Source organism: Isoptericola croceus, assembly GCF_029382255.1.
Classification (GTDB): Bacteria; Actinomycetota; Actinomycetes; order Actinomycetales; family Cellulomonadaceae; genus Isoptericola; species Isoptericola croceus.
On record NZ_JARLLG010000469.1, the window covers coordinates 1 to 257 of the forward strand.

Sequence of the window (257 nt, forward strand, 5' to 3'; positions counted from 1 at the left end):
GTGGGCACTAATGCGCATCCTCTTAATTGCCCTGGTGGTATTTATGTGGGGAGCTTCTGGCCCATACCTTGCTCCTGTCGCCCAAGTTTCCCCTTTCGGCTTGGCCAACTGTGCGATGCACGACCAAATGGTGTCGAGATTAAACCAGCGATACGACGAACAGAAAATTGGCGACGGCCTTAACAGTAGAGGAATTATAATCGAGATTCTGGTCTCTCCTGCGGGCACTTTCACCATCCTTGAGACGAATACCAACG

At 51.0% G+C, this 257-nt stretch carries 1 protein-coding gene; it reads left to right on the forward strand.

Annotation, left to right across the window (positions count from 1 at the left end; translation table 11 throughout):
* A partial coding sequence (locus tag PZC42_RS21885) for a hypothetical protein (RefSeq protein ID WP_277214312.1) occupies positions 1–257 on the forward strand: 257 nt, incomplete at both ends.